The 13,143-nt window shown below is 69.7% G+C and carries 14 protein-coding genes; 3 read left to right on the top strand and 11 right to left on the bottom strand.

Features of this window, described 5'->3' with window-relative positions; genetic code table 11:
• Positions 1–2 precede the first annotated feature (2 nt).
• Positions 3–353, top strand: a complete 351-nt coding sequence (locus AB0K15_RS32755) for a ClpX C4-type zinc finger protein (protein ID WP_364059218.1) — start codon at positions 3–5, stop codon at positions 351–353.
• On the opposite strand, the gene AB0K15_RS32750 is transcribed toward AB0K15_RS32755, so the two are convergent.
• Positions 339–1,520: an alpha/beta fold hydrolase gene (locus AB0K15_RS32750; RefSeq protein ID WP_364059215.1), complete on the bottom strand. Its 1,182-nt coding sequence runs from the start codon at positions 1,518–1,520 to the stop codon at positions 339–341. The genes AB0K15_RS32755 and AB0K15_RS32750 overlap by 15 nt on opposite strands.
• Before the next feature lie 104 nt (positions 1,521–1,624).
• Positions 1,625–3,130 (bottom strand): MFS transporter, encoded by a 1,506-nt coding sequence (locus tag AB0K15_RS32745; protein WP_364059212.1) that lies wholly within the window; start codon positions 3,128–3,130, stop codon positions 1,625–1,627.
• 121 nt (positions 3,131–3,251) lie between these two features.
• Here AB0K15_RS32745 and AB0K15_RS32740 point away from each other — a divergent pair, with 121 nt between their 5' ends.
• The gene (locus AB0K15_RS32740; protein WP_364059209.1) at positions 3,252–3,965 is read left to right on the top strand and encodes a TetR/AcrR family transcriptional regulator; all 714 of its coding nucleotides are present in this window, start codon (positions 3,252–3,254) and stop codon (positions 3,963–3,965) included.
• Between the two features lie 45 nt (positions 3,966–4,010).
• Here the strand turns inward: AB0K15_RS32740 and AB0K15_RS32735 are convergent, their stop codons facing one another.
• The gene (locus AB0K15_RS32735) at positions 4,011–4,205 is read right to left on the bottom strand and encodes a PspC domain-containing protein (RefSeq protein WP_360583287.1); all 195 of its coding nucleotides are present in this window, start codon (positions 4,203–4,205) and stop codon (positions 4,011–4,013) included.
• A 225-nt stretch (positions 4,206–4,430) separates the two neighbouring features.
• Here AB0K15_RS32735 and AB0K15_RS32730 point away from each other — a divergent pair, with 225 nt between their 5' ends.
• Positions 4,431–5,345 (top strand): hypothetical protein, encoded by a 915-nt coding sequence (locus tag AB0K15_RS32730; RefSeq protein WP_364059206.1) that lies wholly within the window; start codon positions 4,431–4,433, stop codon positions 5,343–5,345.
• Positions 5,346–5,400: 55 nt separating this feature from the next.
• Here AB0K15_RS32730 and ugpC read toward each other — a convergent pair whose 3' ends face one another.
• The 8 genes from ugpC to AB0K15_RS32690 form a co-directional block, all read right to left on the bottom strand.
• On the bottom strand, positions 5,401–6,582 hold the full coding sequence (ugpC, locus tag AB0K15_RS32725; protein WP_364059203.1) for a sn-glycerol-3-phosphate ABC transporter ATP-binding protein UgpC: 1,182 nt from the start codon (positions 6,580–6,582) through the stop codon (positions 5,401–5,403).
• A 3-nt stretch (positions 6,583–6,585) separates the two neighbouring features.
• Positions 6,586–7,428: a carbohydrate ABC transporter permease gene (locus AB0K15_RS32720; RefSeq protein WP_364059200.1), complete on the bottom strand. Its 843-nt coding sequence runs from the start codon at positions 7,426–7,428 to the stop codon at positions 6,586–6,588.
• Complete coding sequence (locus AB0K15_RS32715; RefSeq protein ID WP_364059197.1) at positions 7,428–8,417, bottom strand: sugar ABC transporter permease; 990 nt, start codon at positions 8,415–8,417, stop codon at positions 7,428–7,430. Before AB0K15_RS32715 ends, AB0K15_RS32720 begins: the two co-directional genes overlap by 1 nt.
• Positions 8,414–9,730 (bottom strand): ABC transporter substrate-binding protein, encoded by a 1,317-nt coding sequence (locus AB0K15_RS32710; protein ID WP_364059194.1) that lies wholly within the window; start codon positions 9,728–9,730, stop codon positions 8,414–8,416. The genes AB0K15_RS32715 and AB0K15_RS32710 overlap by 4 nt, the downstream gene beginning before the upstream one ends.
• A 386-nt stretch (positions 9,731–10,116) precedes the next feature.
• The gene (locus tag AB0K15_RS32705) at positions 10,117–10,638 is read right to left on the bottom strand and encodes a general stress protein (RefSeq protein ID WP_364059563.1); all 522 of its coding nucleotides are present in this window, start codon (positions 10,636–10,638) and stop codon (positions 10,117–10,119) included.
• Between the two features lie 96 nt (positions 10,639–10,734).
• Positions 10,735–11,625: an alpha/beta hydrolase gene (locus AB0K15_RS32700; protein ID WP_364059191.1), complete on the bottom strand. Its 891-nt coding sequence runs from the start codon at positions 11,623–11,625 to the stop codon at positions 10,735–10,737.
• 66 nt (positions 11,626–11,691) lie between these two features.
• Positions 11,692–12,651 (bottom strand): sigma-70 family RNA polymerase sigma factor, encoded by a 960-nt coding sequence (locus AB0K15_RS32695; protein ID WP_364059188.1) that lies wholly within the window; start codon positions 12,649–12,651, stop codon positions 11,692–11,694.
• A gap of 60 nt (positions 12,652–12,711) precedes the next feature.
• Positions 12,712–13,143, bottom strand: a 432-nt coding sequence (locus tag AB0K15_RS32690; protein WP_364059185.1) for an acyl-CoA dehydrogenase family protein, incomplete at its 5' end; no start/stop codon positions are given.

Below are 13,143 nucleotides of genomic sequence, written 5' to 3'. Positions count from 1 at the left end.
CGATGACCGACGACAGCTACTGCTCCTTCTGCCTCAAGCGCGCCGACGAGGTCGGCAAGCTCATCTCCGGCGCCGGTGTGTACATCTGCGACGGCTGCGTGAGCCTGTGCGGCGAGATCCTCGCCGGGCAGCACGAGCCGGCCGCGCCGGAAGTCACGCTGTGGGAACGGAAGTCCGACGACGAGATCCTGCAGAGCATCCCGCGCATGGCCATGGTGAGCGCCCAGGCCGACGCGCGCATCCAGGCGCAGGTGGACCTGCTGCGTTCGCGCGGTGTCGCGTGGGCCCGCATCGGCGAGGCACTGGGGGTCACGCGTCAGTCGGCGTGGGAACGCTTCTCAGCCGACAGGTGATGTGGTGAGCGTGTTTCGCAGCCACGGGTAGACCGTCCCCGCCCACACCTGCTGGCCGAGGCCGGCGCAGTGCCCGTCCACGCCTTCGGCGGCGGTGAGCTGCACGACCTGGGCTCGCGTGGTCAGCGCGTCGCGTAGGCGCGGTCCGCCGCCGGCCGTGAAGTCGTGTTCCGATTCGACCAGCAGGGCCGGGCAGGTGATGTTCGCCGCGTCGGCCAGCATCGTGAACCGTCGCAGCTCGGCGAAGTACTCGCGGACGGAGTCGATGCCGTGCGCCGCCATCCGGGCGCGGAAGAACTCCGCACGGTCGGCATTGCGCCGCATCCGCATCCGCACGACGGGCACGGCGGCCAGCGCACGCGGGCCGGAGGGCACGCGCGCGCCCAGGTCCGGCTGCGCGGGGTCGCACACGAGCGCGGCGATCCGGTGCTCGGCGGTCGCGGCGCGCGGCGCGAGGTAGCCGGCGAACGACCGCCCGACGAGCACCACCTTCGCAGGGTCGACCTCGGGCCGGTCGAGCAGCCAGTCGAGCACGGGGGTGAGCACGTTCTCGAAGTCGTGGCGCAGGTACCGGTGCTGGACGTAGAGCGTCTCGCCTTGCCCGGGGCCGTCGAACACGAGCACGTTGTAGCCGCGGTCGACGGCGGCGGGCACGTCGAGCCAGCCGGACTCGGCCGTGGAGTCGTAGCCGCACGGCAGCACGATGGTGGGCCGCGGTGTGCTGGAGGCGTGCGGGGCGAAGAAGTAGCCGTGCAGCGTCGTGTCCTCGTACGGGATCCGCACCGCTTCGGCGGGGTGTTCGAGGAGCTTCACGGCCTCTTCGAAAGCCTCGACGTGACCGCGGTACGCCGTTTGCAGCCGCGGATCGTCCACATCGGACCGGATGAAGAAGTACGCCTGCCGGAAGTACTCGCTCGCACGCAGGAACGCGTGGCGCGCACTCACGCGATCCCCCGCGGCCAGCGCCGAGTCCGCCGCCACGCGAGCGCGGTCCGCGGGGGCCGACCACGCGTCGTACCAGCCACCGCCGGAAAGCCTGCCGACGCCGCGCGCGGTCGCGAACGCCTCGCCGAGGTCGGCCGCGTGCACCACGGCGGCGTTGAGCGTGCGCGTGAACTGGCCGTCGTAGCTCGGCTCGCTGAAGAAGACCTTCGCCGGGTCCGTCATGCCCGGTGAGTCGGACGCGCCGCGGTGTGGGTTACCGCCGTTGAAAAAGGAACGGTCCCTCCCCGGCCGGGCCGGGAAGGGACCGTTAGCCCCCGGTCAGCGAGCTACAGGTGGACCGCCGGTGCCACGGCCGCACCGCGTGGTGCGCCCGGGCGCAGCAGCAGCCCGGTGATCACGGCACCTGCGGCGAAGATGACCGCGGCCCAGGTGAAGGCCGTGGTGTAGCTGTGCACGGCCGCCTCCGCGGCGAGCTGCGGCGTGGGCGCGCGCCCGGCCAGGAACGACGTCGCGGCGTTGCCCGCGAGGGTGCTCAGCAGCGCGGTGCCGATCGAGCCACCGACCTGCTGCATCGTGTTGACCGTGGCCGACGCGACGCCCGCGTCGTGGAGCTCGACCCCGAAGGTCGCGACGCTCATCGCCGGCGCCATCGACAGGCCGATGCCCACGCCGAGCACCATGAGCGGTCCCAGCACTCCCCCGACATAGGTGCTGTTCGCGTCGATCGCGCTCAGCCACAGCAGACCGCCCGCGGCGATCAGCATGCCCGTGGGCACGAGCGGCTTGGGCCCGAAGCGCGGCAGCAGCACGCTCGTCGCGGTGGTCGCGGCCGCCATCAGCGTGGCGACCATCGGCAGGAAGCCGAACCCGCTCTCGATGGGCGTGAACTTCAGGTTCTGCTGCACGTAGAACGTGAGGAACAGGAAGATCGAGAACATCCCGATGGCGATGAGGAACATCGCGATGTACGAGCCGCCGCGGTCGCGGTCGAGCAGCACGCGCATCGGCAGCAACGGGTGCTTCACGCGCTGCTGAAGCACGACGAACGTCGCCAGCAGCGCCAGCCCGGCCGCGAGGAAGCCCCACACCGAGATCGAGCCCCACGAGTCGTGCTCGGCGTTGGAGAAGCCGTAGACGAGCGCGAACAGGCCGGCCGACGCGCTGATCGTGCCCGGCAGGTCGAGCTTCGGGCGCGGACCGTCGGACTCCTGGCGGCGCAGCAGCAGCGCGCCGCCGATGAAGGCGATGACCGCGAACACGATGTTCACGAACATGCACCAGCGCCAGTCGAGGTACTCGGTGAGCACGCCGCCCAGCAGCAGGCCGATGGCGGCACCGCCACCACCGATCGCGCCGAACACGCCGAACGCCCGGCCGCGTTCCTTCGGGTCCGTGAACGTGGTGGTGAGCAGCGAAAGCGCGGCCGGCGCGAGCAGCGCGCCGAACACGCCCTGTGCCGCCCGGGCGATCAGCAGCATCTCGATACTGCTCGCCGCGCCGCCGATCGCGGACACCGCGGCGAAACCGGCGAGACCCACGAGGAACGCGTTCTTGCGGCCGAACAGGTCCGCGAGCCGCCCGCCGAGCAGCAGCAGGCTGCCGAACGCGAGCGCGTACGCGGTGACGACCCACTGACGCGCGTCGTTGGAGAAGCCGAGGTCGACCTGCGCGGAAGGCAGCGCGATGTTCACGACGGTGGCGTCGAGCACCACCATCAGCTGGGCCAGGCCGATCATCACGAGGATGGCCCAGCGTCTGGCGTGGTGCGGGTTGCCGGCGTGGCTCGGCGCGTCCTCCCCCGGACGCTCGAGCGTGGCCGTCGAGTCAGGCATGCGGATTTCCCTCACGGATAGTGATCACAGCGCTATGTGGAGTAGGTCCCTCCCCTTACTCGACCCAAGGTACACAAAAACCGGAGATGGTGCCTCGACTTCTTTTGGTAACCTGGGCGCCATGACACGGGACGCTGCTCCCGCCGCATCGGCGCGGCCGCTGCGGCGTGATGCCGAGCTCAACCGCCGGCGCATCCTCGAATCCGCTCGCGCCGTCTTCGGCAAACGCGGGCTGGAGGCGACGCTCGACGACGTCGCGCACCACGCCGGCCTGGGCGTCGGCACCGTCTACCGGCGGTTCCCCAGCAAGGAACACCTGGTCGAGGCGATGTTCGTCGAGCAGCTGCAGGAGATCGCCGACCTCGCGGAACAGGCGCTGAGCGCCGAAGACCCGTGGGACGGATTCGTCGACTTCGTGTGGCGCACGGTCGAGCTGCACTCCGGCGACCGCGGGCTGCGGGAGATCATGCTGTCCAAGGCCTTCGGGCACGAGCACGTGGCCGAGGTGAAGGCGCACATGGTGCCGCTCATCACGCGGCTGATGGAGCGCGCGCAGGAGTCCGGGCAGCTGCGGGCGGACCTCGTGCCCACCGATCTGCCGCTCATCCACCAGATGGTCGGCGCGGCGGTCGAGTACACCAGCGCCGTGGAGCCGCACCTGTGGCGCCGCTGCCTCGCGCTGATCCTCGACGGTCTGCGAGCCGAGCCGGGCCGCGCGACGGAGCTGCCGCACCCGGGGCTCGACCAGGCGGAGATCGACCAGGCGATGTGCGCGTGGCGCCAGCCCCGGCACCCGCACCCGGCGACTCCCCCGATTCCGCGCGAAAAGCCGTGAAGGGCACCACGCGGGTGCCCTTCACGGCTCAGGTGCGGCCGGACGTCACTCGCTGGGCATGATGGCCCAGAGGATCAGGTAGGCGACGAACTGCGGGCCGGGCAGCAGGCAGGACAGCAGCGCGAGCACGCGGACCTTGCCCGGCGTGGTGCCGAAGCGGCGGGCGAGCCCGGCGCACACGCCGCCGATCATGCGGTCGTTGCGCGGGCGGCTCAGCCTCTGCGTGACAGGTGCGGTCATCGTGGTTCCCTCCCGTTGGGTTCGTGACTCCAGGACACCAGGACGGCGCCGCGAGCACATCGCTCCCCGGGACGATTCGGACCCCTAAGGGCCCGGGCCCGGCATCGCGCCACGCACGGACCGGCATCCGATTTCACCGCACTGACCTGCGCGAACACCGCGGCGCAATGTGGGATTTCCCTGTCAGGGCTGATTTTCGCGCGATTCGTGGTGATACTGCACCCCGTGCGCTCCCCCCTCGGACCCCTTGTCGTCGCGCTCGGTGGCGCGCTCCTGCTCGCCGGCTGCTCGTCGGCGGCCGCCCCCGCGCCCGTCGCCCAAGCCCCCTCGCCGATGACGGCCGTGGCGGCGCTCGGCGACTTCACCACGCTCGACTACTGCAGCCTGCTCGACGTCTCCCGCCTGCGCGGCGCGACGGCCGACGACCCCGACTCGTCGTTCACCGACTGCCGGACCGACTACGTGCGCAGCGGGCGCCAGCACACGGTGAGCGTGGGCCCGCTGGCGGCCGACGCCGACCCGAACGTGAAGCCGTACGAGTACTCCGGCCCGCTCCCCGACGGCGTCGCCGTGCAGCAGGCCGGCTTCACACCCGACAAGACGTGCTCGCGCGTGGTGACGTTCGCCGACGGCATCCGCCTCAACGTCGCCGTGACCGACGCCGAGGGCGCCGGCGCGTCGGACGACCGCTGCTCCGACGCCGACGCCGTGGTGGGCGGGGTCCTCGCCGCGGCGAGCGGCGGCAAGGTGCGCCACCACCAGTTCCCCGACCGCTCGTGGGGCCGCGTCGACCCGTGCGCGCTGCTCAACGTCCACGAGCTCGACGCGATCGCCGGCGCCGGCACGCAGCCGTCGCCCGGGTTGTCGGGCCACTCGTGCATCCGCGGCACGGTGAGCGTCGCGTTCTCCGTGCAGAAGCAGGCGCCCACGGGCGCGACCGAAACCCTCGGCGGCCGCACGGCCCGACAGAGCACCGACGGGGCGTTCTGCCGGCTGACGACCACTCAGCCGTCGCCGGACACCCCGGGGCGCGGCGAGCAGGCGGCGGTGAGCGTGGTGGACACGAGCGGTTCGAGCGGCGCGGCCGCGTGCCCGGTCGCGAGCCAGGTCGCGGCGCTGGTGTTCGCGAAGATCCCCTGAGCACGACGAAGGCCCCTTCCCGAGCTGAGCGTGAAGGGGCCTTCTTGCCGGCAACCTATTCCTGGTAGGTCAGGTTCCGCCCGTTGCTCGGGTCGAACAGCTTGACCTTGTCCGCGTCGAACCAGATCTCCAGATCCGCGTTCTCCACGGCCTGCGACTCGGCCGACAGCCGGGCCACGATGAGCGACTCGGCGCCCGGCACGTCGGCGGAACCGCTGTCGGCGGCCAGCTCCGCGAGCTCGGCCGACGTGGCCACCTCGCCTTCCACGGTGAAGTGCGCGAACTTCTCCGAGCCCATCGACTCGAGCACGTCGATGTGCGCGGTGAACGTGGAACCGGCGCCGCGCTGGGCGGCGTCGACGAGCGCCGCGTCCTCGAAGTTCTCCGGCCGGATACCGGCGATCACCTCGCGCGGGGCGTTGGCGGCCTCGGCCATCCGGCGGACGCGGTCCGTGAGCGGCGTGGTGCCCAGCGGGCTGCGCAGCTCGCCGTTCTCCAGCGTCGCCGGCACGAAATTCATCGACGGCGAGCCGATGAACCCGGCCACGAACAGGTTCGCCGGGTTGTCGTAGAGGAACTGCGGCGAGCCGATCTGCTGCACGTATCCGGCCCGCAGCACCACCACGCGGTCGCCCAGCGTCATGGCCTCGGTCTGGTCGTGCGTCACGTACAGCGTGGTCGTGCCCAGCTGCTTCTGGATCTTCGACACCGACGTGCGCATCTGGCCACGCAGCTTCGCGTCCAGGTTGGACAGTGGCTCGTCCATCAGGAACGCCTTGGGGTTGCGCACGATCGCGCGCCCCATCGCCACCCGCTGGCGCTGGCCGCCGGAGAGGTTCGACGGCTTGCGGTCCAGGTGCGCGGTGAGGTCGAGGATGGCCGCCGCCTCCTCCACCTTCGCCCGCACCGTCGCGTCGTCCACCTTGGCCAGCCGCAGCGGGAACGCCATGTTCTCGCGCACGCTCATGTGCGGGTAGAGCGCGTAGGACTGGAACACCATCGCGATGTCACGGTCTTTCGGCGCCCGCTCGTTCACGCGCTTGCCGTCGATGCGCAGCTCGCCGGACGAGATGTCCTCCAGGCCGGCCACCATGTTGAGCGTGGTCGACTTCCCGCAGCCGGACGGGCCGACGAGGATGATGAACTCGCCGTCCGCGATCGTGATGTCCACTTCGGACACCGCGAGCGCACCGTCGGGGTAACGCTTCGAAACTTTGTCGAGGACGATTTCAGCCATGGGTCAGCCCTTCACCGCACCGGACGTCAGCCCCGCCACGATGCGACGCTGGAAGAACAACACGAACAGGATGATCGGGATGGTGATCACGACCGCGGCCGCGCTCACCTGGCCCGTCGGGTCCTCGAACTGCGAAGACCCGGTGAAGAACGACAACGCGGCCGGCACCGTGCGCGACGCCGTGGTGGACGTCAGCGAGATGGCGAACAGGAAGTCGTTCCAGCAGAAGATGAACACCAGGATCGCCGTCGTGAACACGCCCGGCGCGGCCAGCGGCGCGATCACCTTCCGGAAGGCCTGGGCCGGCGTCGCGCCGTCCATCTTCGCCGCCTTTTCGAGCTCCCACGGGATCTCCCGGAAGAACGCCGAGAGCGTGTAGATCGACAGCGGCAGGGCGAACGTGATGTAGGGCAGGATCAGCCCCAGCCACGTGTCGAACAGGCCCAGGTTGCGCTCGATGTTGAACAGCGGCGTGACGAGTGAGACCTGCGGGAACATCGCGATCAGCAGGGAGAGCCCGACGAGCAGCTGCTTCCCGGGGAACTCGAGGCGCGCGATCGCGTAGGCCGCCATCGTGCCCAGCACCACCGCGATCACCGTGGAGATCACCGCGATGCCGATCGAGTTCACCAGGGCCCGCAGGAACTCCGACGTCTGGAAGATGTCGGCGTAGTTCTTCAGCGTCCACTGCTGGGGCCAGAAGCTGCCGTCGTTGAGCGTGTCCTTCGTCTTGAAGGACAGGGAGATGATCCACAGCACGGGGATCAGCGCGAAGGCCACGACGAGGATGTCGATGAGGCCCCAGCTCACTTTGCGGCCGGTCGTGACCGCACCACCGATGGCCATCAGCGTTTACCCCCGTCGTCCGTACCGGGTGCGGCCGTGCCGAACACCTTGATGAAGATGAACGCGATGATCGCCACCGTGATGAAGATCAGCACCGCCATCGTGGACCCGATGCCCAGGTTCAGACCCTTGACGAGGTTGTCGTAGGTCATCATCGACACCGACCCCGTATCCTGCGCTCCGTTCGTGAGCACGTAGATGTTGTCGAAAATGCGGAACGCGTCGAGCGTGCGGAACAGCAGCGCGACGAGGATCGCGGGCTTCATCACCGGCACCATCACCTTGGTGAACCGCTGCCACGCGCTCGCGCCGTCCATCGCGGCGGCCTTGAGCAGGTCCTCCGGCACCAGCGCGAGGCCGGCCATCAGCAGCAGCGCCATGAACGGCGTGGTCTTCCACACCTCGGCGAGGATGATGATGAACAGCGACGGCCACTGCTGGGTGAGCGGCGCCGCGCCTTCACCGAGGGCGTTCGCGAGGTAGCCGGTCTCCGGCGTCCACGCGAAGTACCACGAGAACGCCGCCACGACCGTCACGATGCCGTACGGGATCAGGGCGACGGTGCGCACGAGCCCGCGGCCCACGAGCGTGCGGTGCATGATCAGCGCCAGCGCCATGCCGAGCGCGAACTCGATCGCCACCGACACCACGGTCAGGAACATCGTGGTGCCGAACGCCGTCCACCAGTAGGAGCTCGTGAGCACGGCCCCGTAGTTGGCGAACCCGATGAACTCCTGCTGCGCCGGGAACCTCAGGTCGTAGCGCTGCAGCGAAAGCCAGATCGAGTAGACGATCGGGTAGCCCGTCACCGCGATCATCACGAGGAAGGCCGGCGCGCAGAGCCACAGGCCCAGCCGCCGTTCGGCCTTCTTGCCCTCGCTGAGAACGGGTTTTCCCTTGCGGTGGCTCACGGCCTCGTGCGCCACCGGTGCTGCGCCGGTGGGTTCGGCGGGTTCGGCGGTGCCGGTTGAGGGGTCCTGGACGGTCACGGGATCACTCCCTTCGACTGGAGCGCGTCACTGAGTTGTTCCCGCAATTGCTGGGCCGTCACGGGCGGGTTGATCTCCGAAGGCGGCGAGAGGATCTTCGACATGACCGTGGAGGCGTTCTGGTACGCCGGGGAAAGCGGGCGCACCGCGGCGGTCTTCAACGCGTCGAGGATGGTGTCGCGCATCGGGTACTTGATGGCCATGTTCGGGTTGTCGTTCGACGCCGGCTTGGATGGGTCGACCGGAACGTCGTTGTGGTACACCGATTCGATGGTCGGCGGCACACCGTCGTTGATGGCCGAGAACTTCTGGTTCTCCGCACTGCGCAAGCACAGCGCCGCCTCGAACGCCTGGGGCTTGTGCTGCGAGTACGTGCTCACCGCGAGGTCGTAGCCACCGATGGTCGTCTTCGCCGGCATGCCGGCCTTCGCCTCCGGGTACACCGCCCACTTGAAGTGCGACAGGTCCTGCGGCTTCTCCTCGGCGTAGGAGGCGTAGACGAACGGCCAGTTGAGCTCGAACGCGGCGTTGCCGCGCTGGAACGTCTGGCGGACGTCGTCCTCCTTCTGGTTGGTCAGCGACGGGTCCGTGATACCCGACGTCGTGACCTGCTTGAGCAGCGCCAGCGCGTCCACGGCGCCCTGGTCCATCACCACGGACTTGCCGTCGTCGGACAGGATGTGGCCGCCGAGCGACTCGACGAGCGTGTTGTAGATGACGACCAGGCCTTCGTACTGCGCACCGGTGAAGACGATGCTGTAGGGCTTTTTCTCCTGCTTGAGCTGCTGCGACATCTGCATCATCTCGTCCCACGTCTTCGGCGGGTTCGGGGTGATGCGGTCGTCGTACCAGAGCAGCTGCACGTTGGTGTTCTTCGGTGCGGCGTAGAGCTTTCCCTCGTAGGTGGCCGTCTCGAGCGGGCCCTGCAGCACGCCGTCGGACGCGGCGGCCTTGTTCTGCCCGGTCCACTCCTCGGCCCAGCCGGCTTCGGCGAACTCCGACACCCACGTCACGTCGAGCCCGAGGATGTCCATCGAGGTGTCGCCGGCGGCGAGCCGGCGCGCCATCTGGATTCGCTGGTCGTCGGCACCGCGCTGGAGTTTGTTGTAGACGATTTCGTAGCGCCCGCCCGCCGCTTTGTTGCAGTTGTCCACAACGGTCTGGAAATTGTCCTCAGGCGCGTAGTACACGTTGATCTTCATCGGTCCCGCGCCCGTGCCACACGCGGCGAGCAGACCCGTGGCCATCAATCCGGCGGCCAGCAGCGCGCCCGTTCGGGCGGGCGAGCGACCCCGTAGCCTCTTCTTCCCCATCGAACAAAAGCCTCCTCACCCGCGCACGCCGGTTACCGTGACGCCCCCAGGCATCACGACGCGATGAGGCGAGTCGCGCCAGCACCCCGACGTGCTAGTGCTCGGTCGGTCGCGCTGGAGGACGCGGCCGCCCGACTGGTGTCGGACAACCTATGCCCGGCGATCACACCCCGCAAGCAGTATCCGTAACGATTCAGGGTTGTGCAGCGTGAAACGCCGGAATTATCGGGGTGAACTGTGGACCGACCGTGCTTCCATTCGGGTGACTCAGCACGAATTCGCGATCGGCACAACCCGAATTCGGCCCAAGACATCCCCTAATCGGCCCCCTGTTCTTCACCGCCCGGCACCACGGGGATGCGGCGCCGGGCAGTGGAGAACGGGTGTCAGGCGGTGGCGGGCGGCGGCTTCAGCGCCAGCTTCGAGAGCAGTTCCCGCCCCTGTTCTGCCGAACGCGGCTGGCACAGCACGTCGTAACGGCCGGCCACCAATTGGCTCGCGGACGAGAAGTCGCGCCGTCCGCGGGACGCGCGGTAGCCGATGGCGGCGAACAACAGACCCGAAAGGACACCGAGCACGAGCCCGGTGAGCAGTTGCAACGCGAAACCCTGGTTCACGAACAGGCCCAGCAGCAGCCCGGCGAACAAGCCGAACCACGCGCCGGACATCGCGCCCGCGCCCAGGACCCGGCCCCAGGTGAGCCTGCCGATCACGCGCTCCACGAGCATCAGGTCCACGCCGACGATCGTCACGTCGGTGACCGCGAACTCGCTCTCCGCCAGGAAGTCCACCGCCCGCTGGGCTTCCTGGTAGGTGCCGTACGACCCGATCGGCCAGCCGGTGGGCGGCGTCGGGAGCCGCGGCGGCCCGGCCGGCCGTCCACCACCAAAGGGACTGCTCACCATCATCACCTGCGTACTCGTCCGGTCCGAGGGGTCCATCTTGTCAAGAACCGGCGAACCGTGCGAACCGCGTACAGGTGAATGCCGTTCACCCGCGGTGGGTCAGTGGTCCAGCCCCTTCGCGAAACCGACCACCGCGTCGGCGAACAGCGCGGGCTCCTCCAGGTGGCCGAAGTGCCCGCTGTGCTCCAGGACCACGAGCCGCGAGCCCGGGATCCCGTCGTGCAGCTCGCGGCCCCAGCGCACCCCGCAGATCACGTCGTAGCGGCCGACGACCACGAGCGCCGGCACCCCGATCGTGTTCAGCACCGGCCGGTCGTCGAACAGCCCGGGAGTGCCGCCGGCGTCGCGGCCGGAGATGAACACGCCGCTCACCTCATCCTGCAGCGGGCCGAACTCCGCGAAGCGGCCGCGGAAGTCGGCGAAGTACGCGGGCAGGATGCCGCGCACGGCCTTGGTCACGTCCTCGTCGGACGACATCGAGCCGAGCGACTGGAACGCCGCGAGCACGTCGGGCAGACCGGGGTCGCCCTCGGAGCGGGCCGCGTACTCCTCCAGCTGCCGCATCAGCTCCTCGCCGTGCTCCGCCCCGACGACCGGCGCGCTGTCGTAGAGCACGATCCCGGAGACGCGCTCGGGGTGCGTCAACGCGAGGCGCTGGGCGACGAACCCGCCGTGGGAGTGGCCGAGGAAGAGAGTCTTGTCGAGCCCGAGGTGGTCGAGCAGGGCGAGGACCGCGCGGACGTAGCGGTCGCGCGTGTAGCCGTCGGGGTGCGTGGCCAGCCGGCTCGACCCGCCGGTGCCGATGGGCTCCGGGTAGACGACGGTGAACTGCTCCTCCACGACCGGCATGCGCAGGTACTCCCAGTCGATGCCGGGGCCGCCGGAGTGCGCGAGGCACACCGGCCCGAAGCCGTGGACGTGGTAGCGCTGCACGAGGCCGTCGAGCTCGACGGTGTGGGTGCCGGGGGCGAGGTGGGCGGGGTCGGTCACGGGGGGCTCCGTCTCGTACGGGTGTCTGGGCACCCGCACGATGCGCGGCGGTGATCGTTGGTTCGATCAGTTCGCTGTGACGGCGGCCATAGCCTCGCTCGGTGCCGGAGTCCGCGGCGCGTGGTGGAGCCGCAGATCCGCGACCCGGCCGCGGTCCAGCGTCATCAGCCACGCGACGCCGGGCGGGCAGTGCGTCGGGTTGTCCGGTGGGTTGAGCAGGTCCATCTCCCACACCACGACGTCGCGGCTCGCGACGACGTGCACCGGCCGCTGGCGGACGCCGGCGGCGAGGTCACCCTCCATGCCGCGCAGCAGGAAGTCGTGGCCGACGCCGCGGACGTCGCCCGCGGTGAGCACGACGTCCTCGGCCCACCGGTCGGCGAGCACCCGGGGGAACTCGCCGCGTTCGGCCGCGGCCAGGGTGTCCAGCGCGTCGAGCTTGCTGCCCGCGACGAGCGCGCCGGCGTCGTCGTGGGCCGAGGCGGCGGTGGCGCGCAGGGCTTCGGCGAGCTTGGCGCGGCCCTGGTTCAACCGGCTGCGCACGGTGCCGACGGGGATACCGAGTGCCCGCGCGATCTGCTCGTACGACGTGACACCGAGCGAGAAGTGCCGCAGCATCATCACCATCCGCACGGGCGGCGAGAGTTGTTCGACGGCCTGCCAGACCCAGTCGCGCAGCGCGTGGTCGTCGAGCAGCTGCTCCGGAGTGGCGAGCGGGGACGCGGTGAGGTCCCAGCCGTCGGCGACGGGAATGTCGCGTGTGGACCGAAGCCGCGCGCGGCAGGCGTTGCGCACCACCATCCGCAGCCACGCGCCGACCGCGGCGGGGTCGCGGACGTCGCCGATCCGCCGCAGCGCGACCACGGCCGCGTCCTGCACGGCGTCGTCGGCTTCGGCGGTGTAGCCGAGAAGCGCGATCGCGACACCGCGCATGCCGGCTTCGTGGCGCGCGAGCAACCCGCCGAGCGCCGTCACGTCACCGGACTGCGCGGCGCGCGTCAGCTCGGTGTCCGAAAGCTCGCTCACTGGTCCAGGGTACGAGCGGTTTCGCCGCACTTCGGTGTGAACTCGGGTACTCGGAACCGCTCAGGACTTCGGCTTGTATTCGCGCAGGAGGCCGCGGCTGATGATGGTTTTCTGGATTTCGCTGGTGCCTTCGCCGATGAGCAGGAACGGTGCCTCGCGCATGAGGCGTTCGATCTCGTATTCCTTGGAGTAGCCGTAGCCGCCGTGGATGCGGAACGCGTCCTGGGTGACCTCGGCGCAGTACTCCGAGGCCAGCAGCTTCGCCATGCCGGCCTCGACGTCGTTGCGGGCGCCGGAGTCCTTGAGCCGGGCGGCGTTGACCATCATCAGGTGCGCGGCCTCGACCTTCGTGGCCATCTCCGCGAGCTTGAACGCGACGGCCTGGTGCTCGGCGATCGGCTTGCCGAACGTCGTGCGCTGCTGCGCGTAGTCGATCGCCAGCTCGAACGCGCGGATCGCGATGCCACACGCCCGCGCCGCCACGTTCACCCG

Source organism: Amycolatopsis sp. NPDC049253, from assembly GCF_040678995.1.
In the GTDB taxonomy this organism is placed as follows: Bacteria; Actinomycetota; Actinomycetes; order Mycobacteriales; family Pseudonocardiaceae; genus Amycolatopsis.
This window is presented reverse-complemented; position numbering and strand designations above follow the sequence as displayed.